This is a genomic window from Rhodospirillales bacterium (genome assembly GCA_016710335.1).
Taxonomy (GTDB): Bacteria; Pseudomonadota; Alphaproteobacteria; order Rhodospirillales; family Defluviicoccaceae; genus JADJXQ01.
In genome coordinates this window covers 390,820-415,259 of the sequence record JADJXQ010000001.1, presented here as the reverse complement: position 1 = coordinate 415,259, position 24,440 = coordinate 390,820, and the positions used below count along the sequence as shown (strand labels likewise).

General features: G+C 65.8%; 17 protein-coding genes, 1 tRNA gene, 1 pseudogene and 2 CRISPR repeat arrays. Of the genes and pseudogenes, 12 read left to right on the top strand and 7 right to left on the bottom strand.

What is annotated here, in order from left to right:
- Positions 1-70: 70 nt before the first annotated feature.
- Positions 71-965: a CRISPR direct-repeat array (repeat unit 36 nt; unit sequence GTTTTCACCGCGGGCGCAATGCACGCGGGCAGGAAC).
- Positions 966-1,043: 78 nt separating this feature from the next.
- Entirely contained in the window at positions 1,044-2,225 is a 1,182-nt protein-coding gene (locus IPM60_01870) for an IS256 family transposase (GenBank protein MBK8906683.1), read from the top strand.
- Positions 2,226-2,285: 60 nt separating this feature from the next.
- Positions 2,286-2,749: a CRISPR direct-repeat array (repeat unit 36 nt; unit sequence GTTTTCACCGCGGGCGCAATGCACGCGGGCAGGAAC).
- A 117-nt stretch (positions 2,750-2,866) separates the two neighbouring features.
- Here IPM60_01870 and IPM60_01865 read toward each other — a convergent pair.
- Positions 2,867-6,064, bottom strand: coding sequence for a hypothetical protein (locus IPM60_01865; protein ID MBK8906682.1), 3,198 nt, complete (start codon positions 6,062-6,064; stop codon positions 2,867-2,869).
- Positions 6,065-6,349: 285 nt separating this feature from the next.
- Between IPM60_01865 and IPM60_01860 the strand changes: the two genes are divergently transcribed.
- On the top strand, positions 6,350-7,762 hold the full coding sequence (locus tag IPM60_01860) for a hypothetical protein (GenBank protein MBK8906681.1): 1,413 nt from the start codon (positions 6,350-6,352) through the stop codon (positions 7,760-7,762).
- A gap of 245 nt (positions 7,763-8,007) precedes the next feature.
- Here the strand turns inward: IPM60_01860 and IPM60_01855 are convergent.
- Positions 8,008-8,083: transfer RNA gene (locus IPM60_01855), tRNA-Arg, on the bottom strand.
- A gap of 323 nt (positions 8,084-8,406) precedes the next feature.
- Between IPM60_01855 and groES the strand changes: the two genes are divergently transcribed.
- Both groES and groL read left to right on the top strand, forming a co-directional pair.
- Positions 8,407-8,697: a co-chaperone GroES gene (groES, locus tag IPM60_01850; GenBank protein MBK8906680.1), complete on the top strand. Its 291-nt coding sequence runs from the start codon at positions 8,407-8,409 to the stop codon at positions 8,695-8,697.
- Between the two features lie 132 nt (positions 8,698-8,829).
- The gene (groL, locus tag IPM60_01845) at positions 8,830-10,482 is read left to right on the top strand and encodes a chaperonin GroEL (GenBank protein MBK8906679.1); all 1,653 of its coding nucleotides are present in this window, start codon (positions 8,830-8,832) and stop codon (positions 10,480-10,482) included.
- Positions 10,483-10,673: 191 nt separating this feature from the next.
- Here groL and IPM60_01840 read toward each other — a convergent pair whose 3' ends face one another.
- A complete protein-coding gene (locus IPM60_01840) occupies positions 10,674-11,075 on the bottom strand; it encodes a tellurite resistance TerB family protein (protein MBK8906678.1) in 402 nt (133 codons plus the stop codon).
- A gap of 192 nt (positions 11,076-11,267) precedes the next feature.
- Between IPM60_01840 and IPM60_01835 the strand changes: the two genes are divergently transcribed.
- A complete protein-coding gene (locus IPM60_01835; protein MBK8906677.1) occupies positions 11,268-11,540 on the top strand; it encodes a hypothetical protein in 273 nt (90 codons plus the stop codon).
- 18 nt (positions 11,541-11,558) lie between these two features.
- Here IPM60_01835 and IPM60_01830 read toward each other — a convergent pair whose 3' ends face one another.
- Together IPM60_01830 and IPM60_01825 are read right to left on the bottom strand one after the other, a co-directional pair.
- The gene (locus tag IPM60_01830) at positions 11,559-11,936 is read right to left on the bottom strand and encodes a hypothetical protein (protein MBK8906676.1); all 378 of its coding nucleotides are present in this window, start codon (positions 11,934-11,936) and stop codon (positions 11,559-11,561) included.
- A 139-nt stretch (positions 11,937-12,075) separates the two neighbouring features.
- Entirely contained in the window at positions 12,076-12,243 is a 168-nt protein-coding gene (locus IPM60_01825) for a hypothetical protein (protein MBK8906675.1), read from the bottom strand.
- An 878-nt stretch (positions 12,244-13,121) separates the two neighbouring features.
- On the opposite strand from IPM60_01825, the gene IPM60_01820 reads away from it, so the two are divergent.
- The 7 genes and pseudogenes from IPM60_01820 to IPM60_01790 all read left to right on the top strand — a co-directional run bounded on the left by IPM60_01820 (position 13,122) and on the right by IPM60_01790 (position 22,159).
- Entirely contained in the window at positions 13,122-14,318 is a 1,197-nt protein-coding gene (locus IPM60_01820; GenBank protein ID MBK8906674.1) for an acetyl-CoA C-acyltransferase, read from the top strand.
- A 186-nt stretch (positions 14,319-14,504) separates the two neighbouring features.
- Positions 14,505-15,260: an SDR family NAD(P)-dependent oxidoreductase gene (locus IPM60_01815; protein MBK8906673.1), complete on the top strand. Its 756-nt coding sequence runs from the start codon at positions 14,505-14,507 to the stop codon at positions 15,258-15,260.
- A gap of 621 nt (positions 15,261-15,881) precedes the next feature.
- Positions 15,882-16,028, top strand: coding sequence for a hypothetical protein (locus IPM60_01810; protein ID MBK8906672.1), 147 nt, complete (start codon positions 15,882-15,884; stop codon positions 16,026-16,028).
- Between the two features lie 120 nt (positions 16,029-16,148).
- Positions 16,149-19,013 carry a peptidoglycan-binding protein gene (locus IPM60_01805; protein MBK8906671.1) on the top strand — a complete coding sequence of 955 codons (2,865 nt, stop codon included), beginning with the start codon at positions 16,149-16,151 and terminating at the stop codon, positions 19,011-19,013.
- A 56-nt stretch (positions 19,014-19,069) separates the two neighbouring features.
- Positions 19,070-19,642, top strand: a pseudogene (locus tag IPM60_01800) (FecR domain-containing protein).
- 217 nt (positions 19,643-19,859) lie between these two features.
- The gene (locus IPM60_01795) at positions 19,860-20,831 is read left to right on the top strand and encodes a hypothetical protein (GenBank protein ID MBK8906670.1); all 972 of its coding nucleotides are present in this window, start codon (positions 19,860-19,862) and stop codon (positions 20,829-20,831) included.
- A 101-nt stretch (positions 20,832-20,932) separates the two neighbouring features.
- Entirely contained in the window at positions 20,933-22,159 is a 1,227-nt protein-coding gene (locus IPM60_01790; protein MBK8906669.1) for a hypothetical protein, read from the top strand.
- 34 nt (positions 22,160-22,193) lie between these two features.
- On the opposite strand, the gene IPM60_01785 is transcribed toward IPM60_01790, so the two are convergent.
- Both IPM60_01785 and IPM60_01780 read right to left on the bottom strand, forming a co-directional pair.
- On the bottom strand, positions 22,194-22,940 hold the full coding sequence (locus IPM60_01785) for a sel1 repeat family protein (GenBank protein ID MBK8906668.1): 747 nt from the start codon (positions 22,938-22,940) through the stop codon (positions 22,194-22,196).
- A gap of 21 nt (positions 22,941-22,961) precedes the next feature.
- Positions 22,962-24,401 (bottom strand): HlyD family type I secretion periplasmic adaptor subunit, encoded by a 1,440-nt coding sequence (locus IPM60_01780; GenBank protein ID MBK8906667.1) that lies wholly within the window; start codon positions 24,399-24,401, stop codon positions 22,962-22,964.
- Between the last annotated feature and the right edge of the window lie 39 nt (positions 24,402-24,440).

Genomic DNA, 24,440 nt, shown 5'->3' with positions numbered 1-24,440 from the left:
GATCGGACACCGGAGCCGACGCCCGTCCGCCGGCCGGCATCTGCCTTCCGAGCCGCCGCGCGCGACGAACGCGGGCGCCGCGGGCGCAATGCACGCGGCCAGGAACTCAATATATGGCGGCTAGGCGTGTGTTTCTTGCGTTTTCACCGCGGGCGCAATGCACGCGGGCAGGAACTTGCTGCACTGGTTGCGTGCGTACTCGGTACACTAGGAGTTTTCACCGCGGGCGCAATGCACGCGGGCAGGAACTCAAAAAAAGACCCGGTATGCAGGGGTAGCAACGAGGAGTTGCTGAGTTTTCACCGCGGGCGCAATGCACGCGGGCAGGAACAAAACGTCCACTTCTTTCTCCTGTGCATGAAGTTTTCACCGCGGGCGCAATGCACGCGGGCAGGAACGTTCAACAATCGCCGTAATGCGGCAGAAAGGACTGAGTTTTCACCGCGGGCGCAATGCACGCGGGCAGGAACAGTAAATAAGCTCAACACGTAGTACACAGGAGAGTTTTCACCGCGGGCGCAATGCACGCGGGCAGGAACGGACCAGGTCGGGAAGCAGGTCAGGGAGCAGGTGTTTTCACCGCGGGCGCAATGCACGCGGGCAGGAACCGAGCAGCCGACCGACTTGGTACACCTACGGTCCTAAGTTTTCACCGCGGGCGCAATGCACGCGGGCAGGAACGAAGCACCTTAACATGGAGAGTCAAATGGGTTTTCACCGCGGGCGCAATGCACGCGGGCAGGAACCCTAAACGCCCGTTTGAGGAAAGCGGCTGGGATCCGGATGACGTTTTCACCGCGGGCGCAATGCACGCGGGCAGGAACATCCCGAGGAGGCCGACAGCAGGGGCGAGAGTTTTCACCGCGGGCGCAATGCACGCGGGCAGGAACATCGAAACAAGACGGACATGGAGAGGAGACAAGACGATGGTTTTCACCGCGGGCGATGACGTATTGAATCGTTCGCACAAGATTGGGTGGTGGCGCCCGGGTCTAGATGTGTTGGGTGTTGCGAGCATCCAACGCCGGACGGAGGGAGCCACCATGAGCGAGGATACAGAGACGAAGTCGTTGAGCAATGTGGTTCGGATCGACGAGGAGCAGACCCGCGAGTACCTAGGCAAGATCGTGCGCGGCAGTGTGGAGGAGACGCTGAACGCGCTGTTGGATGCGGAGGCGGACCGGCTGTGCAACGCGGCGCGCTATGAGCGGACGGAGGCGCGCTGCGACACCCGCGCCGGCTCGTACGAGCGCGGTCTGCACACGCGGGCCGGGGAGGTTCGCCTCAAGGTTCCGAAGCTGCGCCGCCAGACGTTCGAGACGGCGATCATCGAGCGCTACCGGCGGCGAGAGACGTCGGTGGAGGAAGCGCTGATCGAGATGTATCTGGCTGGGGTGTCGGTGCGCCGGGTGGAGGACATCACCCAGGCGCTGTGGGGCACGCGGGTGAGCCCGAGCACGCTCAATCAGCGCATCTACAAGCACATTGAAGCTTGGCGCAACCGGCCGATCGAGGGTTGCCATCCTTACGTTTTCCTCGACGGCGTGGTGCTGAAGCGGAGTTGGGCCGGCGAGGTGCGCAATGTGTCGGTGCTCATCGCCATCGGCGTCAACGCCGAGGGTTTCCGCGAGATCCTTGGCATCTGCGAGGGCGCCAAGGAGGATAAGGCCGGCTGGAGCGGCTTTCTCGCCCACCTGAAGGCGCGCGGGCTGACGGGGGTCGAACTGATCACCAGCGATGCCTGTCTCGGCCTCGTCGAGAGCGTTGGCGAGTTCTACCCGGAGGCCCGCTGGCAGCGCTGCGTCGTGCATTTCTACCGCAATGTCTTCAGCCACGTGCCGGCGCCGAAGGTGCGCGAGGCGGCACGGATGCTGAAGGCCATCCATGCCAGCGAGGACCTGGCGACGGCGAAGGCCAAGGCCGGTGAGGTCGTCAGCAAGTTGCGCGCGCAGAAGCTCGGCAAGGCCGCCGACCTGGTCGCACAGTCTGTCGAAGAGACACTGACCTACTACCACTTCCCGGAAGAGCACTGGCGGCGGATCCGGACCAACAACCCGCTCGGAGCGGATCATTCGCGAGATCCGCCGGCGAACCCGGGTGGTGGGAGATTCCCCGACGGCGAAAGCGCCCTCAACCTGGCCGCGGCCAGGTTGAGGCACATCGCCGGCACCCACTGGTCCACCCGCCGCTACCTGAACATGCAGCCGCTGCACGAGCAAAACTGACCGCATAAACCGCATGACCCGGACGGCCATCACCCACGGAAAAGTGCGAAAGACTCTGGACACTACCCCGCGGGCGCAATGCACGCGGGCAGGAACTCAACAACAACCAATTCAGCGGCGCATGGACGGGTTTTCACCGCGGGCGCAATGCACGCGGGCAGGAACAGAAAATGATACCTGTACGAAGGAATATGTGTTTTCACCGCGGGCGCAATGCACGCGGGCAGGAACGGGTGTCAACGCCTTTCTCGTCACCATGATGAAGTTTTCACCGCGGGCGCAATGCACGCGGGCAGGAACTGCACCGCCCTCCATGACCCGACTCTCTTGACCCCGGCATTGAAGTTTTCACCGCGGGCGCAATGCACGCGGGCAGGAACGGGGTTTGTACTAAAAGGGAGAGGGAGAAATTCGTGAGTTTTCACCGCGGGCGCAATGCACGCGGGCAGGAACTTCCCGCGAACAGGAGATCTTTGAATGTTCAACAAGTTTTCACCGCGGGCGCAATGCACGCGGGCAGGAACCTACCCCCTGATATGCTGCTTTGCAAGCTGAAAATTTTGAGGCGGTTTCCACGGATGACCGGCCTTCCCAGGGCGATGAAGGGGTTGTACCCAGTTCGCGCGAAAAAGCACCATATATCAATCATTTCTGCTTTCCACGGATGATCCGGTTTTGGCCGCGAGCAGCCGCTCCTGCCAGCGGCGCCGCCATCCTATGACGCGCTCGCGCCAGCGCGCCGGAACCAGCAGCCAGACACCGTAAGACACACCCGCGAGCAGCCCCAGCAGCAATGCAATGGCGAGGAACTCGCCGTCGGCCGCAGCAGCAAGCAGCCACGAGACGACAATGAGACCGGCAAGGACGATGACGAACGTGGCCAGTCGCGCCACGAGCATAACCGGAACGGCGTCCCGGAACGCGCGCTTGAGGAGGCGATTCAGGCCAGCGAGGAGGCAATTCAGGCCGGCCCGCCAGCCACGTTCGGATGCGCCGGTCGCATCCCGTCGGATACCGTTCCTGGCTGTGATGACGTCGCGCTCGCGAAGGGCGAACAGGGCAACGACGCCGGCGACGAGGACGAACACGGCGACGAGCGCCGCCGCCCATTCGTCCGACATGCCGCCCAGCCTGTTCAGCAGCCAGCCCCACCAGTCGTGCGTCGGCTCGCTGCCGTCCTTGCTTCCCGGCTTGCCGCGGAGGCCGTAGAGGGCGAGCATGACCGCGAAGGGAATGCCGAGTAGGGTGAGCGCCCGCATCCGCTCCTCGCGGCGGATCTCGGACTCCTCCTGCCAATAGCTGTCGGTGTCGGCGATCTCCTGCTGAATGCGTCCGTACTCGCGCTCGAGTCCGGCCTGCTGCTGCATCCGTTCGAACAGCTCGACGCCCTGCACCTGGCTCGACACCCGGTGGAACCACAAGAGGTTCGTGAAGCGGAGGAACACCGGGCGCAGCCGACGGTAGGCGTCCGGCAGGCGCTCGCCGGGCGTCCACGCCTCGAGGCTCTTGGGAATGTCGCTGGCGAAGGCCTGCAGCGCGGCCGCGTGCAGCAGGGTCAGCACGAACATCCGGCGGTAGACGCATGCCATGTGCGTTCCGTGCACCACCTTGCGGCCGAAGTCGCCGAACGTGAGGCAGACGAAGCTGTGGCTGGAGATGCCAAACCAGGTGCCGCCGGCGTTGAAGCGGGCGTAGCTGCCCTGCTCCAGCTCCGTCTCGGAAAATCCGGGATCGTAGGGCCAGCCGCTGTCGTACTCCTCCACCATGTGCAGTCGGGCGCGGAGGCAACGGAACGCCTCCGTGCCGGCCTCTCCCGTCGGCTGTCGGCCCCAGGCGACGACGGAGGAGATCACTCGGGCGCGATCGTCGCTGAGGAGGTCGATGTGCTCGCCTTCGAAGTCCTCCGGCTCGACGTGCGCGCCGAGCGCGTTCTGCAGGAAAACCCGGAACCAGGGTTCGAACGGCTGCCGGATGCTGACGCCGGCGGCGTGGTTGAGGGCGGCTGCTACCTGCCCGTCCGCCATCAGCCGGATCAGCGTGCGCTTCTTCATCGCATCGTTGCCGGACACTTCCTTCGCCTCGTAGCTCGAGTACACGAAGCGGGCGTGACGGTTGAGGTCGAGAACGGCGGCGAGGGAGGGAGCCGCTTGCGGCAGGCGCTCGAGGTAGAGCCGCCAGAGCCGCCGGTGTTCCTCGGGATCACCGCGCCGCCGCTCCTCTTCGTCCTCGACCGCCTCCCAAGCCAGCGTCCATTCGACCACCAGGCAGTTCTCCGCGAACAGGTGGAGGCGGACGGAAACGATGTCGTGCGCGATCGCCTGGTCGTAGTCGGCGCGGGTCAGGCGGAGGCTCAGCTTCGTGTCGGTCCGTTCGAACGACAACAGGGTGGCGTCCCGGCCGTCCTCTCCGGGCGGGATCTCGTCGCGGTCACGTATGGGCACGATGTGCGGGCGAAGCTGCAGCAGGAAATAGGCGCGCTCCTCATCGTCCGGCCGTACGAGCTTGAAACCCGTCGCGCCTGAAGCCGTCCGCAGCCGGTCATCCTCTCGCAACAGCTCGCGGCGCAGGCGGCGGAACCGCTCTTTGTCGCGGAACCGGAGCGGCTGCAGGAACGACGTGCGCCAGGCGCGAAGCGGCCGGTTGCCGGTGAGCAGGTCGTCGAGGAGCCAGTCGGCGAGACGGCTGAGAGCCCGGCTCTCGCTGCCGAGCGCATCGGTCAGACGGCAGCTCACCGCGTCGATGCCTGAGATCTCGATCGTGAGCCGTTCGAGGCCGAGTTCGCGCCGGGTGTCGGGCCTGAGCAGCGCCTCGACCAACGGCCGCCTCGCTCCGTCAGTGTGCAGCTCGACACCCACCACCCGGGCTCGGCCGCCCAGCGCCAATTCCTTGCGCTCGGACTCGTACAGCGCCAGGATCTCAAGCCGATGGGTCAGCGGCGAGCCGTGCGTCTCGTACATCCACCGGTAGATGGCGTCCTCCAGCACCGGCCGGAAAGGCTCTGGCGCCGTCACCAGGATCAGCTCCGGATCGTCCTCGCGTTCCGCGTTGCGGCCGGTGGCGAACACGCGGCGGCGCACGCCGCCGGTCTGCTTTCGGAGCGCCTCGACCGCGGCTTCCAGGGTCGGGACATGCTCCGCCTGCGGCGGGGGCGCGGCCGCCTTCAGGGCCTCCTTGGCGCGCTCATGGTCCCGCTTTCGCACCGCCCAGACCTGCTCGGCGATTTTCGCATGCTGTTCGTGCCATTCCGGGTCTGGACGCTTCGGTGCCTCGACCGGGACCGCGGCCGCTCGATCGCCGGGTTCGACAGGAGGGTCGACCGGCATGCCAAGTTCGTCCGCCCAGTCGACCCGCGGCGCCCGCTTCGGGGGATCCTTGCGGGGATCGGCCTTGCGCCACAGCGCCTCCGCCAACGCCGGGATGCCGCCGCGGGCGTTGGCGATGATGGCGTCGCGCTCGAGGTGCGGTGACCGGTCTCCAAGCAGCGCCTCGACCTGCTCCAGCGCGGTGCAGGAGTTGCGACGGTCCATGAGGGTCCCGTCCGCGGCGACCATGGCCCGGTCGTCAATCGCCACCACCCGCCGGCCAGTGGCGCGGATCATCTCCTCCATGCCGGGGTCGCAACAGCCGATCAGCACTACCGTGCGGTGGAACCCCTGCAGGTCCCGATGGTGGAGGACGGAAAGCGGCTGCGGCTGCGTCCCCTTCCGCGGAACCACGTCCAGCCTCCGCCACTCGCCGTTTTTGTTCCCCGCGCCGCAGGCGTCGAGCTGATGCCGGATCGCCTCGCCTTCTGTGTTGCAGATGCCGAGCACGAACGTGCAGGCGTGCGGATCGATCATGGTGAGTCTCCCCCCGGAGCATCACACGTGCGGTCGGCGCCTCTCGGCAAGCCGCCTCTATCGCTTGAGCCATTGTGGCGATTCCTGCGGCACGTGCAATGCACCTATTCTGCAGTGCTCGAGGCAGCTTGCGCGTTCGTCCTCCGGGGGCACGCTCCAACCGCAAGTCGTTCCCACCGGCGACTAGGAAGCAATTGTCACGTACTCAAGAACAATTAGTGGACTGGTGAATGGCGACCAGATTCCTCCACCTTTTGTCCAGCTCGCAACAAACCTGCTTTTATCTTGGGAGGAGCATTAAAGATCAAAGTCAATATCCCCTACTTCGTCGCTAAGAGATCTGGCAAGCGCACCTACTTCTACTGGCAGCCCAAGAAGGACCTACGCGACGCCGGCTGGCAGCTGGTGGGCCTCTCCGCAGTCGAGGCGGAGGCGATCGCCGAGGCCGAGGCGTGGAACCGCAAGCTCGCCGCCTGGCGCGGGGCGGGCGGCGGCAAGACGCCGCTCGCCGACAGCAGCGAGCCCGCCAGCGCCGCCGGCTTCGTCACGTTCAGCGAGCTCGTCGCCGCCTACGAGGCGTCGGACGAGTTCGCCGGCCTCGCCAAACGCACGCGCACCGACTACGCCCGCCACCTCGAGAGCCTCAAGGAGTGGGCCGGGGCGGACGCGCCGGTCGCCAGCATCAACGCCCGCCTGGTTCGGGACCTGCACAGGGCGCTCGCCACGCGCAGCCCGGCGGGCGCGAACTACGTGATCCGCGTCCTGCGCCTGCTCCTGAACTGGGGTATCCGCAACCAGGAGGGGCTCGCCGGCGTCACCAACCCGGCGGCGGACCCAAACCTGGAGGAGCTGCCGGTGACCGCCCGCGTCTGGTCGCCGGCCGCGGTCGATGCCATCATCCTCGCGGCCGAGCAGCTGGGCCGGCACTCCGTCGCCCTCGCCGTCGCCCTCGGCGACTGGACGGGGCAGCGCCAGGGGGACATCCTCACGTGGGCGCGCCCGCTCAAGGTGCGGGGAGAGGTGGTGCTGGCGCAGCAGAAGACCGGCGCCCGGGTGGCGCTCCCGATCCACAAGGTGGAGGAGCTCGTCGTACGCATCGACGCCGAGCTCGACCGGCAGGACGCGTGGCGGACGCAGCTGCCGGCGGACGCGCGCCCGCAGACGCTCATCGTCAGCGAGGGCAACCACCGCCCCTACCAGCAGCGCAAGTTCGCGGACTGGTTCGAGCACGCCCGCACCGCGGCGGCGGCGGCGGTGGTGGCAGCCAGGCGCGAGCGCACGGCGGCGCCGGCGTCCCTGCCGCCCGTGGTCAAGGAGTTCGAGCCCGCGCCCGGCACCTCGCGGCGGAAGAAGAGCAGGCGCACCTACCGCATCCCGGGCGGCCTTGCTGCGGTCCTCGACGAGAGCCTCGGCGACGATCTCGACGACGAGGTCGCGGCAGAGCTGGCGGCGATCCAGTTCAAGCACCTCCGCCACACTGCGGTGACCCGCCTCGCCGAGGCCGGCTGCACCACCCTCGAGATCTCGGCGATCACGGGGCACTCGGTGGAGACGGTCAACACCATCCTCAAGCGCTACCTGGTCTACACCCGCGAGCTCGCCGAGAACGCGATGGCGAAGCGGGTCGCGCACCGCGGCGGGCGTCGGCGCCCGGCGGAGGTGGTGCCGTTCCGCGCGCGGCAGGGCGGCGGCGACTGAGTTTCCAACTTTTCCAACCCGGGCGGCGAAGCAGCCGCCTCTTCGAGGGCCCGCCTCCGAGCGGGCCCTTTCGCGTTCGCGGGACCCCGGCTTAACGCCTGACGTTCAGTCGTGAAACCGGCGTCGGCGGGGCCGCAAGGCCGGTGCAGACCGCCCCGCGCCTCCGCCGTTTCCAACCGAGTTGGAAATCGGTTGGAAAAAGTTGGAAACCGGAACTCCTCTGAATCCGCTAAGCCTTTAATTTATGGCGCGCCCGGGAGGACTCGAACCCCCAACCTCCTGATCCGTAGTCAGACGCTCTATCCATTGAGCTACGGGCGCATTTTTGACGCCACGCGACCGGCGACCGGCAGCTTGACGGTGACCGACATTAGCGCGGGGCCGGTCGGGCTGCAAGGGCGCGTGCGGGGACTGGAAGTGGAGCGAAAAGGTTGCACATGCGGCGGGGCGGCGTACCTCTCTTCAAGCCCCCGATCCGCGCGATATGCAACTCTGGTGAGGCAGAATTTCCACGCCCTGCAGTTGACAGAGAGCAGGGATCAGCCTAGATCGTTGGCACTCATGTTAAGAGAGTGCTAGCAGGCGGCGCCGGCTCGTTACGCCGCATGCTCTGCCAGTGCATCCACTATGATGGAGGGATAACGATGAAATTCAGGCCTCTGCACGACCGTATCGTCGTGAAACGGATCGAGCAGGACGAAAAAACCGCTGCGGGGATCATCATTCCCGATACCGCCAAGGAAAAGCCCCAGGAAGGCGAAGTGATTGCCGTCGGGCCGGGGGCGCGCGGCGACGACGGCAACATCGTGCCGCTCGACGTGAAGGAGAAGGATCGGGTGCTGTTCGGAAAGTGGTCGGGCACCGAGGTCAAGATCGATGGCGAAGACCTCCTCATCATGAAGGAGTCCGACCTGTTCGGCATCATTGAGCGGTAGCGCGTCGGAGCCGATCAGACACCCGAACGGAATTTACAGGACGAACGCGAAAGCTGCTGCAGCGACAGCGCGTCTCCCAGATGCGCCGCTGCGCAAACGGATTCGCAAACGTGAACAAGGGAATTGAGGACCATGGCTGGTAAGGACGTAAAATTCGGCGCTGAAGCCCGGGCGAAGTTGCTCAGGGGCGCAGACATCCTGGCGGACGCCGTGAAGGTGACGCTGGGGCCCAAGGGCCGCAACGTCGTGCTCGACAAGAGCTTCGGCGCGCCGCGCATCACCAAGGACGGCGTGACCGTAGCCAAGGAAGTCGAGCTTGGCGACAGGTTTGAGAACATGGGCGCGCAGATGGTGCGGGAAGTCGCTTCCAAGACCTCTGACGAAGCCGGCGACGGCACCACCACCGCCACCGTGCTCGCTCAGGCGATCATCCGCGAAGGCGCCAAGGCGGTGGCCGCCGGCATGAACCCGATGGACCTGAAGCGGGGCATCGATATGGCCGTCGCGGCCGTCATCGAGAACCTCAAGCAACGCTCGAAGACCGTCAACACCAACGAGGAGATCGGCCAGGTCGGCACCATCTCCGCCAATGGTGAGCGCGAGATCGGTGATATGATCGCGCAAGCGATGGAGAAGGTCGGCAAGGAGGGCGTGATCACGGTCGAGGAAGCCAAGAGCCTGACCAGTGAGCTGGAAGTGGTCGAGGGGATGCAGTTCGACCGCGGCTACACGTCGCCCTATTTCATCACCAACGCCGAGAAGATGACCTGCGAGCTCGATAGCCCGTACATCCTCATCCACGAGAAGAAGCTTTCCGGCCTGCAGCCGCTGCTTCCGGTGCTCGAGGCGGTCGTGCAGTCGGGCAAGCCGCTGCTGATCATCGCGGAGGACGTCGAGGGCGAGGCGCTGGCGACCCTGGTCGTCAACAAGCTGCGCGGCGGTCTCAAGGTCGCGGCGGTCAAGGCGCCCGGTTTCGGCGACCGGCGGAAGGCTATGCTGGAAGACTTGGCGGTTCTCACCGGTGGTCAGGTGATCAGCGAGGATCTCGGCTTCAAGCTCGAGAACGTCACTGTCGACATGCTGGGCCAAGCCAAGCGGGTGATGATCACCAAGGAAGAGACGACGATCGTCGAGGGCATCGGCAAGAAGGACGACATCCAGGGCCGCTGCAACCAGATCCGTGCGCAGATCGAGGACACCACCTCCGACTACGACCGGGAAAAGCTGCAGGAACGGCTGGCAAAGCTGGCCGGCGGTGTTGCCGTCATTCGGGTCGGCGGCGCCACCGAGACCGAAGTGAAGGAAAAGAAGGACCGGGTCGAAGACGCCATGCATGCAACCCGTGCGGCGGTGGAAGAGGGCATCGTGCCCGGGGGCGGCGTGGCGCTGCTCTATGCGGCGAAAGCCCTTGATAACCTCAAGCCCGGCAACGAGGACCAGAAGGTCGGCGTCGGCATCGTCCGCCGCGCCCTCCAAATGCCGGCGCGTCAGATTGCCGCAAACGCCGGCCACGACGGCGCAGTCGTCATCGGCAAGCTCGTCGAGAAGGGTGACCTCGACATCGGGTTCAACGCTCAGACGGACGAGTACGTGGACATGTTCAAGGCGGGGATCATCGACCCCACCAAGGTCGTACGTACCGCTCTGCAGGCCGCGGGATCCGTGGCCGGCCTTCTCGTGACGACCGAGGCTATGGTCGCCGAGAAGCCCGAGAAGAAGGGCCCCCCGATGCCTCCGGGCGGCGGCATGGGCGGAATGGGCGGCATGGGCGACATGGACTTCTAGGTTACCCCTCCCGCTCAAAGAGCATTCGTGACGGGCCGCACCGCGTATGGGTGCGGCCCATTCTCGTTCTCCGACGGTCTTCCGTCGCCAGCTTCTTCGCCGGCCTTGGGGCTGACGGGCCTTCGGTAGCGAAATCCGGTATTCTCACCCTGAACGTTTCAGAGGGTGAGGCACGGGGAAGGCGGGAGGCTCTACTTCGTGTAGCGGGCGCGCGCCGCTCGCTCGATCGCGGCCGCGACCAGGCGCTCGATCTCCAGGCGCTCGCGAATGATCTCCAGCAGCCGGATCTCTTCCGGGCTGATATGCTCGTCTGCGGCGGCGACGTCGCAGGCCAGCGCGTAGGCGGTTTCACGGAGCTTCGGGGGCAGGCCATCCTTGATGGCGGCGAGTGTCTTGTCGAGGCCGTCGTCATCGTCAAGGTACTCGATGCAACTCGATGCGGTGCTTGGCAACTGATTGTGGTCGTAGCCATGAAAGACCGGCAGCCCACGGATGACCTCGCCCATCTTGCGTAGCTCCGCGTCCGTCATGTCGCGATCAGCGGCGGATACGAGGACCATGGTGTAAATAAGCGCGGTATGATGGTTGATCATGTTCTTCCTCAGTAGCGGTCGCTTCATGTGGAGGAGCAGAGCCGAGCTTAGAGCCTGTACAGGTGCCGGGCGTCAACACCCTATCCCGTGTTGAGGCTGCCTCGGACTCCATTCGCGGCAAATGTTGCAATAGATGGTCGATCGGTGCTCTTTTCGCGGCAGGGTCGGTGGCAGGCAGGAACTGACGATCGCATGGCAAAAGTCGGCAAGACATTGATAACTGTAGGATTTCTCATCTTCGGTGGCGCTGTCGCCTGGTGGTTCCTGTTTTTCGAGCAGTACTTCGGGGGCGACGTGAAAAGGGCCAGCGAGTGCTTCTACTTTACCTCGGATTCATGTTCGCTGGGCCACACAGTGGAATTCGTCGGCTCGGTTCCCGCCTATTCCCCGGTCGCGCTGTGGGTTGCAGCATCGATCTTCGTCATTGGAGTTGTGCTGCTTTCGCTTGCGCCGCTGCGTCGCTGAGGCCGGTCGGCGTCGGCGTCACTGGCCGCCAAACAACACCTGTGCGTAGCTGATCTCGCTGCAGGTGCGCCGCGCGAGGTCACAGGACACGCCGTTGGATAACGTGAAACCGTCTCGGGTCCAGGTGGCTTCTCCCAGGATGCGCTTGGCTGCCATGAGGTCAACCGCCTCACGCCCGAGGTAGACGTCCGTATAGCTGTCCGACGCCCCTTCGGTGTCGAAGCAGACGCGCTGGCCGCGGTCGCAGAGAATGCCGGTTGACGGCGAGAACACTTCGCCTCGGCCGGCGACCGGCAGAGTAGCGGTCGGCGGGGACGGGTTGTTGGTGCTGCCGGCCGTGGCCGCGCATCCGGCGACCGCTGTGACGGCTAGAAGTACAACGACAACGCCCCTCATGACTTCGTTTCCCGCACCTGACCGCCTGTCGGTCGTCTGCCGTGCCCCCGACAACGCCGTTGATGCACCATAGCGGCGCCGCACCAAACTTGTCCACGTGGACATCGTGCCTGTGCTCGCACCCGGTGCAGAAGCGGGTCTAGTCGAACGGAAGAAAGTCGTCGACGTTTCGCGCGAACTTCCGGAACTCTCCGACCGGTTCATCGTCGTATCCAGGGAGGTCGTCAGCGACCTCCACCCAATCATGCGCCACGTCGAAAGCGTCATCGAAGAAAACCCGCTGGTCCTGATCCAAGATCGTCATCATATCGCTATCCTGCCAGATCCGTGGAATATGTGTGGACTGAGATTGGCAAGGCTTGGTTAGCGAAGGATTAACGGGAAGCACTTGACCGCGCGTCCTGCCAGCGCCGAAACGGACGGCGCTGGCGGTTTGCCGTTCGTCGACGGATCCCGTAGAGACGCCCGTGCGGCCTTGTGAATCGCAACGTTGAAGACTGCGGCGTTGCGGAGCGGAGCCCGAGATTGGACACGGATCCGCGTTACAGTGAGCGCCACAACACTTAAGCCCCCGTTCAAGGAAATTCATCCTGAGACGGGGGCTTGGTTTGCGGAGGATCGCGGAACTCCGCGCTCGACAAGGTCGAGACAAGCTTGGACTTGAATAACGTGGCGGTGCCAAGTAGCCGCCAACCTAACACTCATCCGGTGGAGTCATGCTGATCGAGCACCCTCCATTCCTTGTTTACATATAAATACTATGGCTCCATCTCCGTCACATGTCAAGCCCGCGGCGACATCGTCTTCCCTCGCATCGCACGCTGCGGGGTCTTCCCTGGCATCTCACGCTGCAGGGCATGGGCCGCGGAGAAACGCGCCAGACTTGCAGGGGTTGCTGCGACTGCGTAACATGAGCCGCGCGTCTGGAGGGTTTAGAGGCTGAAGCTCAACTGTCTCGTCATGTGTGACGGGCCGTACAGTAGGGGCGGGACAGCTTGCGCCGTTCGCGATGGGCCGAGCATACTGCGCTGCGCCAAGGACGTCGGCCGCGGGTGTGTCACCCACGCCTTGTAGAACCGGCTTGCTTGATACCTCTCAATCGATTAGGCGTGCGTTCTTCCGCCATCCGCCGATCCTGGCGGTGGCGCATCGAATTGACAGCAGAACAGACTGAGGGAGAGAGACATGTCGCTACCCGAAGATCCGGTCGTGATCGTAGGAGCCGCCCGCACCCCCATGGGCAGTATGCTCGGCGACTTCAAAGACGTGACCGCGACGCACCTGGGCGGCGCCGCGATCAAGGCGGCGCTGGACCGTTCCAAGGTGTCCCCGGACGACATCGGCGAAGTCATCATGGGGTGCTGCCTGATGCACGGCCTGAAGCAGGCGCCGGCCCGGCAAGCGGCCCATTTCGCGGGCATTCCGTGGCACGTGGGCGCGACGACTTTGACCAAGATGTGCGGCTCGGCGATGAAGTCGGCGATGTTCGGGCACGACAACATTCTGGTCGGCTCGCACGACATCGTTGTTGCCGGCGGCATGGAGAACATGTCCAACGCCCCCTACATGGTCCTCAAGGGCCGTACCGGCTATCGCCTCGGTCACGGCGACACCCTCAAGGATTCCATGTTCTATGATGGGCTCGAGGACGCGTACGAAGAGGGCCGCGCCATGGGCACCTTCGCGGAGGACTGCGCGGAGATGTATCAGTTCACCCGCGAGGCCCAGGACGCCTTCGCGATGGAGTCCGTCAAACGTGCGCAGAACGCCAACAACGACGGCACCTTCGACAAGGAAATCACGCCGGTTCTCGTCAAGGCGCGCAAGGGCGACCGGCTGGTCGACAAGGACCAAGCGCCGTTCGAGCTCGCGATCGACAAGATTCCGACCCTGCGCCCGGCGTTCCGCAAGAACGGCACCGTGACCCCCGCGACCTCCAGCAAGATTTCCGACGGCGCCTCGGCGCTGGTGCTCATGCGTCGCTCGCACGCCGAGAAGAAGGGCGTCACCCCGCTCGCCGTCATCCACGCGCACTCGACCCATTCCCAGGAGCCCAACCTGTTCACGACGGCGCCGATCGGGGCGTTCCACAAGCTCCTCGACAAGGCCGGCTGGAACAAGGATGACGTCGATCTGTGGGAGATCAACGAGGCTTTCGCCGTCGTTACCATGGCGGCCATGCGCGACATCGACATCCCGCACGACAAGGTCAACGTCAACGGCGGCGCCTGCGCGCTGGGCCACCCGATCGGCGCTTCGGGCGCGCGCATCGTCGTGACGCTCCTGCATGCTCTTGAGAAGCATGGCCTGAGCAAAGGCGTCGCCGGCCTCTGCATCGGCGGCGGCGAGGCAACGGCGATGGCGATCGAGCGGCTTTCCTGAGCTGCAGCCAATCCAACGGCTGAGACGAGAGACGATCTGGCTTAAGTCCTGCCTGCGCCGTCGCTCTGGAGCAGGCAGGACCGCCGATTCGACGGATGACCTGATGAAGTTCGTTGACGACACAGATGGTGCCTTGCGCAAGGCACATTTTGTCGCTTTGCGTAACGCAAAGGGGAGAGAGAAAGCATGAACGTAAAAGGAGTAGGGGCAATCGTCACCGGTGGCGGCTCCGGCCTCGGTGAAGCCACCGCGCGTGCGCTGGCGGCGGCGGGAGCGAAAGTCGCCGTGTTCGACTTGGCCGAAGATGCTGCCAAACGGGTCGCCGGCGACATCGGCGGCATCGCCTGCATCTGCGACGTTTCGGACGGGGAATCGACGCAGGCGGCGATTGTCAAGGCACGGGACGCACATGGCGTCGCGCGCGTGGTCGTGCAATGCGCCGGCGTGGCGCCGCCGATCAAGATCGTCGGCAAGAAGGGCCCGCACCCGTTGGACCAGTACAACAAGGTCGTCGCGGTCAATCTGGTCGGCACGTTCAACGTCATGCGCCTCGCGGCTGCCGACATGTTGGACGCGGAAGCGCTCGACAACGGAGAGCGCGGCGTGGTCATCAACACCGCCTCGATCGCCGGGTTCGAAGGCCAGGTCGGCCAGGCTGCCTACGCGTCTTCCAAGGCTGGTGTGGTCGGTCTCACCTTGCCCGCGGCTCGTGAGTTCGCGAAGACGGGCGTGCGCGTCGTCTGCATCGCGCCGGGCATTTTCGGCACGCCGATGATGGCCGGTCTGCCTCAAAATGTGCAGGACTCGCTGGGGGCCTCGGTCCCGTTTCCGTCACGGCTGGGAGATCCGGGTGAATATGCCCGCCTCGCCCTGCACATCGTCGACAACACCTACATCAACGGCGATGTCATCCGTATCGATGGCGCGCTGCGCATGAGTTGAGGAGCGCGCCGACCAAGGCACAGAGGGCGTCCTGGTGCAGCGGCGCAATCAAGTATTGCACGATCGTCACACGCGGCTGTTCGTTGTCATGCGGATCTGACCCATTCGAATCGAACACATGGACGAGTTGGGGCGGTAGCGTCTTCCTGAATCCGCTGACGGACAAATCGTACAGTTGGTGCCATCACTGATCATCGGACGATCCCACGCATGGTCCCGGCGTGGGATCGTTCCGTTAGATGTGTCAGCACTGAGCCCTTGCCCTTTCAAAGTGCCGTTGCCCCTCTTGCACACCGCTGCCTTGCGACCCGGGACGGCGGGACCGCGGCAGGGCCCTGGTCGCCGGGGAGCGCGGGCCCTTGGGTGCATGTCCCGGCGGAAACGTGCTCGCAACACGGGTGGCGCAGAAACGGTTGTATCAAGAGGTCGTTAACGCTATCATATGTTGTCATAAGCCTCGCGTGCAACGCTGGGCGGCGAAGAATAAGCGAAGGGACATCGACGGGTATAGAAGCGAGATCTGTCGACTGCACGTCCGCAGACGGCGGGTTCGATTCTGAACATGGGGAGCAAGCGCGACATTCCTGGTCGATCCGGAAACTTCCAACGGAAAACTTGCGGATGCGTGACAGCTATGGAAGCGCCTTCGCAATGGGCTCGGTCCGCCGAACGCGCACGGACTTCGACCACGGCCACCCGGCGGAGCAGGAGGCGCGCATCCATGGGCGGAAGAGGGCGCGCCGCGAGGCCGGCGGAACTGCCGCTTGACGAGCCCGCTGGTGCATATGCGTCAAAAATCGCCGACCCATCATGTTGTATCTTCCGGCGTTGCAGCAGGAGGACGCCGCACGGGGCCGGATTAAGGGCCCGACTGCGTGGAGGCCGCTGATGGTTCTGCAGCACATTGACCGCGACAGATCGCCGCGCGCAGGGAGGAGTTCCGACGCGAAATTCCTGCATCTCGACCCGACCCGGCTCAACGCATTCGCGGCCGTGGCCGCGGCTGTGGAGCGGGGTGCGAAGACGGCGTTGTGCACGGGAAGCGCAGGCGCAGGCAAGACGACGCTGCTCAACGGCCTTGTCAAAGACCTTGCCGGGCGGGGGGTCGCCGTTGGCAATGGCGGGCGCAGATTTGAATGCCACACCTCCACGTCGATCGATGACGTCTGGGGCCTGATCCAGGCTACGGGCGTGTTCCGGGACGGATCGGCGACCGGCCAGGCTGAAATCGCCTCCGCGCGGGGATCGCCGCAGCGCCATGCGCTGTTGCTGGACGATGTCGACCAGTTGGCCCCCGAAATTCTCGATCGCGTCTGGCAATGGTGGCAGGGCGTTACGGTGCCGGCAAATGCACTCACCCTGGTTTTGACTGCGGCCAAGCGGCGTAGCAACGCCTTTCAGCCATCGGTCTTCGAAGCCATGGCTGCCGGCGCCGATGTCGCCGTCGATCTGTCGCCGATGTCGCGGTCCGAGACGGAAATTTTTGTCACCCACTACCTGCAGGCTGCCGGTTACCCTGGTCTCGAGGTGTTTACACCCGCAGCGTTCGACCAGTTCGCGTTTTATGGCCGCGGCACGCCGGGACGCATCGTGCAGCTGGCCCCGGCCGTCCTGGCTCTTGCGGAACAGCAAGGCGTGAAAACCATCATGTCAGAGCTGGTCAAGCAGGCGGCGCACGAGGTGTTCCTGCCGCAGCGCTTGAAAGACCTCGCTCGCGCGGTTGGTCATTCGGAGCAGGAGGCGGGTGATCGCGGAGATGAACAGCGAATCCCGGACTTGACTGCACGTCCGGTTCGGGAACCGGAGGCGGATGCGGCGCCAAAACGGCAGGCCGAACCGAAGCGAGAGCCAGAGCCGAAGCCGGAGCCGGAAGTCCAAATCGGTGAGGTTGCCGCTGCCAAGGAACAGGCGCCGCCATCGCGCCGAGCGTCTTACTCACGGATCGTTCTTGCGCTGACGCTTGTGGCCTTCGTGCTTGGGGTCGGTGTTGGCGTCACCGGCTCTTTTTTTCGCGACCGGTCTGTAGAGATGCCGACGGCGGCGGGGGTAGGGGCTCCTGCCGCGGTTGGGGCCGCCTCTTCGAACGTCAGCCCGCAGGATGGGCCGGATGTTGCCTCTGAGGCGTCCGAGGCCAGTGCTCAACGTGCCCGCGCCGAGCGTCTGGCGCGCGCAGAACAGACGGTCGAGGAAATCCTGCGCAATCGCGCCGCGACCTTGCCGCCCGCGACCTTACCGCCCACGACCTCATCGGAGCTGCCGCCAGCGGACATGTCTTCATCCGCTGCTGACGCGCCTACGGCGAATGCGAGCGGGAGCACGGATACATCCGGCGTGGTCGCAGTCGATTTGGCCCCGCCGTCCGATCGTGACATAGAGCCGGGAGCTCCCGTCGAGCCCGATGTCTCCGGCAAAGACGTGGGGATCGGTGTGACTGACGCCGACGCGCCGCCTGCCGCGGTTTTCGCCGACACTGTGGATCCCGCGCCCGTGGACTCGTCGCCCTTGGATCCGTCGCCCTTGGATCCGTCGGCTGGCGAAGGCCGAAGCGGCCGTCCGGTGGCCGCCCCTGCCGGAGTCGGACCAAGCGCTACGCTGTCTGCGCCACCGCCGGAAGGGGAAAGTTCGGCGCCAGCCGATGAGCCTGTAGCGCCCGCCATGATCGCCGCAGGAGCAGCACGTAACACAGGCCAAGCGGACGCGGACCCGGCGGCGGCGTCGCCTCCGGAGGCTGAGCCGGCGGCGCCCGCGCCTGCGCCCCCGCCGGCGCCCGCGCCCGCGCCCGCAACGCCCACTCCGGCAACAGATGGCGGATCATCAATACCTGAGGCCGTCGGCAACCGCCCTGATCTTGTTGCAGGCAGGGGGGTCGAGACCGAACTTGGCGCCGTTCCGCTCCCCGAGGTCGATGCGCAGTCCGGCGCGCCATCGGTCGCGAGCGGCCCTGCACCGGCGTCGCCGCCTGTTCCGGCGCCGCCTGCTGCAGCCCCGCCACCCGAGGCGGCTGCGGCTGCGGAGCCGGAACCAGAGGCGTCTTCACCGCCTGACGTGGTATCGCCGCCCGAAATCACGGCGGTACCCGATTTGGAACGAGGGCCAGAAGTGGCCACGGTGCCTGTCGAGCCGCTCGACGCCCCCGGTCGAGCCGGTGTGGAGCTGACGGATTCCAGTCCCGAAAGGACGGCATTGCTGCCTTCCGACAATCGGGGAACACGGGACGATGCCACGGCGTCGGAAGCGGGGGCTGTTGGTGCAATCGTCCCGGACGTAGAGCCATCAGGCGGCCAGCGCGAGACCGTGGTCGCCGCAGTGCCTCCAGCCGACGATCCGGTCGAGGCGGCGACGTCCGAGGTGTTCGTCTTCGATGAAAGCGTGCAGACCGCGCAGCTTCTGTTGAATCGCCTCGGGTACCGGGCTGGTCGTGCAGACGGTTATTTCGGCCCACGCACCGAGGCTGCCATCCGTTCTTTCGAGCAGACGCAGGGGCTTCCGGTGTACGGCCGGGTTACGGATCGGCTGATCGTCGCGCTCGAACAAAAGGCGGGAGTATCACCAGGCACAGAACGTCGACCCGCCCTGGCTCGCTCCTCTGCAGGTTTGGATCCGGCAGGTACAGCAGACGACGCGCGGACCGAGAGTGACGACACGCTCAGCGTGCTGCAGGCATGTGCGGGCCAACAGCAGGACTGGGTCTACGCGGAGAGTCTTGGGCAATACGTCTTCTGCAGACGGTTTGGCCTCGCGCCGGTGCGGTGAAGCACAACGGCTGGCGTCTGCACAAAGGGTGAACAAAAACAAGGGACTGGTCTCAGATGAGCGCTAACGGACGGAACGTGATTCTTCGCCCGGCTATGGCCATGGCGGTCTTCATGGGTGGTATCCTGATCTCCGGCGCGTTGCGCCACGCGAACGGTGATGCCCTGACGTCGGTCGAGTCTGTCCTCGATTTGCCCGCTTCGGCCGCTACGGCTCCTGCTGCACCATTCCGCAGCTCCCAATGGGTGGTTGCAGACACGGTTGGCCAGGCTACCCTGCAGTCGGCTGCGGGCGCGGGCAGAAAGCGCCTCACCCGTGGGGCGGTTGTGGCGCCCGAAAGCCTCATTGAAAATGGCGCCGGATCCTGGACGTTGCTGACTCGGGGCCAGAACACCATCGCGGTGGCAGCCGATACGCGCCTCAAGGTGACCGGCGGCAGAGGGATCAGCGCGGGCGATGCTGACATCGTGCTCGAGAGCGGCACCGCTGTCTTCAAGATCAACGCGCCGACCGTGGCGCCGTTCGCCATCGCGACGCCCGTGTTGCGAGCTGAAGTTTCGGGCGGCGCGCTTGACGTGACCGCCACCGCACAGAAGGCCTCCGCGAGCGTCAGCCGCGGGTCCGTCCGGGTGGTCCCGCTGCGTTCGGCGAACACGGTGCACGTCCTTCCGGGGCAGACTGTGGAGGTCGATGTTCTGACCGCTGCGGTTGCGCTGTCGGACACGGTGGCGCAAGCCAGAGCCGGTTGGATCGAGCAGCTGGAAACCGCCGCGGCCGGAGGCGCGCCTGGAGGCGGCCCGGGAGGGGGCGATAGCGGCGGCGACAGCGGCGACAGCGGCGACGGTGATGGCCCAGGCGGACCTGGCGGCGCTGGCGGTGATGCCGGAGGCGCCGCAGGTGGTGCCGGAGGCGCTGGCGGTGCCGGTGGCGGCGCGGGCGGTGCCGGAGGCGCTGGTGCCGGTGATGCCGGAGGCGCTGGCGGTGATGCCGGAGGCGGAGCAGGTGGTGCCGGTGGCGGCGCTGGTGGCGCTGGCGGTGATGGTGGTGCAGGTGGTGCCGGTGGAGGCGCTGGTGCCGGTGGTGACGGCGGCGGTGCCGGAGGCGCTGGTGGCGATGGCGGCGCTGGTGGCGCTGGCGGTGATGGTGGTGCAGGTGGTGCCGGTGGAGGCGCTGGTGCCGGTGGTGATGGCGGCGGTGCCGGAGGCGCTGGTGGCGATGGCGGTGCCGGAGGCGCTGGTGGTGATGGCGGCGGTGCCGGTGGCGGCGCTGGTGGCGACGGCGGCGGTGCCGGAGGCGCTGGTGGTGATGGCGGCGGTGCCGGTGGCGGCGCTGGTGGCGACGGCGGCGGTGCCGGAGGCGCTGGTGGTGATGGCGGCGGTGCCGGTGGCGGCGCTGGTGGCGACGGCGGCGGCGCCGGAGGCGCTGGCGGTGATGGCGGAGGTGCCGGAGGCGCTGGCGGTGATGGCGGCGGCGCTGGCGGTGATGGCGGCGGCGCTGGCGGTGATGGCGGCGGCGCCGGAGGCGCTGGTGGCGACGGCGGCGGTGCCGGAGGCGCTGGTGGTGATGGCGGCGGTGCCGGAGGCGCTGGCGGTGATGGCGGCGGCGCTGGCGGCGCCGGTGGCGATGGCGGCGGCGCCGGAGGCGCTGGTGGTGATGGCGGCGGCGCCGGAGGCGCTGGTGGCGATGGCGGTGGCGCCGGTGGTGATGGCGGCGGCGGCGGTGGTGACGGCGGCGGTGGTGCGGGCGGTTCCGGCTGACACAGCCTCAGGTTGTGGCACGGTGTGGCGGCGGCTGCGTCGACCTTGGACACGGCGTTGACCACAAGTGAAGGCGGCAAGCGTCCAACCTCGGTCACTCACACCGGCTTATGCCTGACGGTCGCAGTGGGGGTCGGGGCGAGCGCCCTGGCTGCGCCCGTCATGAACCTCCCGATCGGCATCGAGTTGGCGTGCGTCTTGGTGCTGGTGATCTTTCCGCTCGCCAGCGCCGATCTGCTGATTTTCAAGGTCTATGGCCGCGACAGCGCCGGACTCCAACTGCCGGTTGGCGGATCACGCCGAGGCGACCTGCGGCGTGTGGCCGTAAAGTGCGTCGGCTTCTATGCCACCCTGCTCGTCGTGGCGGCGATGTACTTCGCGTTTCCCATATATCGGCAAGACTACTATCAGCCGTTCTTTTCGCTTGCGGCGTTGTGTGTGCCGCCGATCCTTGCCGTCGCGCCGCTGTACATCTGGTTGCTGGACCGACGCATGGCTTGTCCCCGGGATGGGACCTGGCAGGCAGGCCGGTTGTTCCTGGGATACTGGCGCGGTCTTGATCGGACGGAGCTTGCTTCGTATGCGCTCGGCTGGCTGATCAAGGCGTTTTTCCTGCCGCTGATGATCGGGGGGCTCGCGGCGACGGTCCGGTGGCTGGGACGCCATCCGTTGGACGCCGCTCTCGTCGACGTCTTCGAAGCGACGACATGGCTCATCACGCTCGCCCTGTTCGTCAACCTGGCCTTCGTGTCCGCCGGCTACATCGTAACCCTGCGCGTGCTCGACAGCCACATCCGGTCCGTCAACCCCCTTGTGCTGGGCTGGGTGGTCGCGCTGATCTGTTATGAGCCATTCTGGTCAGCGATCAGTAACGCCTTCCTGCACTACGGCGATACAATCAGTTGGCGGGAGTGGATCCGGGGCTCGCCCCTTCTGGCGATCGTCTGGGGCGGGCTGATCGTGGCGGCGCAAACGGTATGGGTCAGCTCGGCGGTCATCTTCGGCTTGCGGTTCTCGAACCTGACCCACCGCGGGATCATCACCGGCGGGCCGTTTCGGTTCACCAAGCACCCGTCCTACATCGCGAAGAACATAAGCTGGTGGCTGATCTCGGTGCCCTTCATTTCTGATCTCGGGCCGGTCGCAGCGTTCAACAGTTGTCTCTTGTTGCTGGGCGTCAACGCGATCTATCTGGCGCGGGCCCGAACCGAGGAGGCCCATTTGTCCGCCGACCCGACCTATGTCGCGTACGCCATGTGGATGTCCGAGCACGGCGTCTTTCGCGGCATCGGGCGCATCCTGCCGTGGCTGGCTTATCGCCCGCCCCAGCACATCGCCCGGGTTGGGACGCACAAGGTCGAACGTTCACGACCCGCGCCGGCGGAGTGAACTGGTGGCGGTGACAGGCGTGGGCTTATGCCGTTTACGGAGACGCGCGGCGCCACGCGTCCGCTTCGGCCAGTACCATATTGATTTCTGCCTCGTTGAGGAAGGCGCCGACGAAATCGCGGTTGTGCTCTGCGCCCGGGACGCCGTGACGCACTGCCAATTCCAGCCATAGATAGGCCCGCCGGTAGTCCTTCGGCACGCCTTCGCCCTTCAAGTACATCAGCCCGAGGCTGTTCTGTGCGGGAGGAAACCCCTGCTCGGCCGCGCGGGTGAGCCAGGCTGCGGCTCGCACCGGGTCGCGAGGCACTCCCTCGCCGGCCTTGTGCATGCGCCCCAAGCTGTTCTGCGCCTCGGCGTAGCCTTTCTCGGCTGCCGACTGGAACAACTCCGCCGCTCGCTCCCTGTCGACGGGGACGCCGAGGCCGTAGTAGTAGTGGTTGGCGAGATTGAGCTGTGCGCCGCCCTGTCCCTGCGCCGCGGCGACCCGGTACCAGCGCACTGCCTCTTCCGGATCGCGGCGCACCCCGAGCCCGCCCGCGTAAAGCCACCCAAGCCCGTTCTGTGCTTCCGCATCGCCGGCGCGCGCGGCTGGCTCCCAAGCCGCGTAGGCCGCTGCGTAGTCGTTGATCTTGAAGGCTCTCAGTCCCCGTTCGAACGGCGGTTCCTGCACGGTGGCGCTGGAGCACGCCACGATCAAAGTGCCGAGCATGGCGACGATGATGGCGAGTCGGAGCGCCGCTACTCCCCCCATGAACAGGCGCCGAATGCGCGGAGAGTGCATGGCTATCACCTCTGCGAGCACCTACTCTTCGCGGAAGGCGCGGGAGAAGCTCTCCGCGAACGGCTGGATGGCGTAGTCGAGGCCTGTCCGCTTGCCGGTGACGATCATCACCTGGGCCGGCATGCCGGGATACATCTCAAGCTGAGCCAGTCCCACCTGCTGCGCTTCATCGATGGCGATGCGGGCGCGATAGTAGGGCGCACCGGTCCGTTCATCCGCGAACACATCGGCGGAGACATGGGACACGGTGCCTTGCAGCGGCAGGGTATGGCGGCTCTTGTACGAGGTCAGGCTGACCTGGGCCGGCAGGCCGACGCGGACCACGTCGATGTCGAGCGGGTCGATGCGCGCCTCGACGATTAGAGCATCGTCCTGCGGCACGATGTCGAGGAGCGCCTCGCCGGGCGCGACGACGCCGCCGGTGGTGTGAACGCGGAGATTCACCACCTTGCCGGACTGCGGCGAGGTGACTTCGGTGCGTTTGACCACATCATCTGCCGCCGTCAACTGCTCGGCCGTGTCGACGATGTCCGCCTGGATGGTGTCCAGCTCCTTGACCACCTCGCTGCGGAAGGCGTTGCGGAGATCGAGGATTTCCAATCGCGTTTCGCCGATGCGTTGCTCCGCTCGGGCGATCATGGCCTCCTGTTCGCCCAGGTTGCCGATAATGCTGGCATGGGTTCGTTGCAGCGCCAGCAGCCGCGGCATCTCGGCAAGGCCCTTCTTGACCAGGTTGCCGACTGTGTTCTCTTCCTTCCGGATGAGCTCGCGCTGGCGCTCTTGGGCAGTGACCTGAGCGTCCAGCGCCTCGATTTCCTTGCGGAGCTGCTTCACCCGCTGGTCCAGGATGTCGACCCGGCCCTGCTCGGCTTCCCGTCGGGCCTCGAAGATGGACAACTGGCCATCCAGGATATCGATCACGTCGGGGTCGTCGGCACGATCCAGGAGGTCGTCGGGGAAATCGACGAACTCGACATCGTCTCGCTCCGCCACCAGGCGCGCGCGGGTGGCAAGCAGCACATCAAAGCGCGCCCGCAGGCGGGACACCGTCGCCCGCGCCTTCGTTTCGTCGAGGCGCAGCAGCACCTCGCCCGCGACAACCTCGTCGCCTTCTTCGACAAGAAGATCACCGATGATGCCGCCCTCTAGGTGCTGCACCGTCTTGCGATGACTGGCCACCGTCACCTGACCGGGTGCCACCGCGGCGCTTTCCAGCGGCGCCAGTGCGGCCCAACCGCCGATGCCGGCGAAAAAGACGAGGATCACGGTCGCCGCGGCGACGATGGAGCGTTCCACCGGCGGACGCATGGCCGACCAACCCGTCCGCGGCGGAGCCGTCTGCGGGGGCTCGGCCTTTTTTTGATGGAATTGGCTACCGAGGGTGGCGCCGGCGCCGCCCTTCCATGCCTGCGGCAGACCGCCGCGCGGTGTCGATCCGTCGGAGCGAGATCCGGATTTCATGTAAAGTCCTCAGTTGCTTCCGCCGCAGATGTAGAGAGA